Source organism: Mucilaginibacter sp. P4_G9 (genome assembly GCF_056400985.1).
Genome location: NZ_JBFUKF010000958.1, coordinates 1 through 525, shown reverse-complemented (window position 1 = coordinate 525; position 525 = coordinate 1). Strand labels below are relative to the sequence as shown.

The window sequence follows — 525 nt, the reverse complement described above, 5'->3', positions numbered from 1 at the left end:
CCATTTTTTATTGGATAAAGCAATCGCATCCCTACCCCAGCAGGCTTGTATAATTTTTAAACTTATTAAGGAGGACGGCATGAGGTACAAAGAAGTTGCCGAAATTTTAAACATATCACCGCGTACTGTGCAAACCCAGCTTTTCAGGGCTATAAAAAAACTGAGCGTTATACTTTCTACGCATCAGTTGTCTGCAAAATCGGCCGAAAAGGCTTCTTCTGATCACCACACCATAGGACTTTCGTTGTTATAGCAATTCTTTTTAAATTTTTTTTTAAAGCTTGTAGGCAATTTTAAAAAAAACGTTGTCCTATCTAAAAAAAGCCCACTTGCACAATTAAATGGTTAACGAAAGATTTATTGAACTGCTTTCAAAAAAACTCTCCGGCGAGATTAATGCAGGAGAATTAGAAGAATTCAGTTTCCTGGTTGCAAACGATAACACTTGCAAACAGCAAAATAATTTCTTTAAAACCTATTTGGTTAAAAACGAGGAGCACTATTCAAATACCGACTTAATGTTTC

Annotated in this window: 2 protein-coding genes; both read left to right on the top strand. The window is 35.6% G+C overall.

Annotation, left to right across the window (positions count from 1 at the left end; translation table 11 throughout):
- The coding region (locus tag AC1DPZ_RS28790) for a sigma-70 family RNA polymerase sigma factor (protein WP_477409982.1) at positions 1-253 on the top strand (253 nt) is incomplete at its 5' end.
- 88 nt (positions 254-341) lie between these two features.
- Positions 342-525: hypothetical protein (locus AC1DPZ_RS28785; protein ID WP_477409980.1), on the top strand; the 184-nt coding region annotated here is incomplete at its 3' end.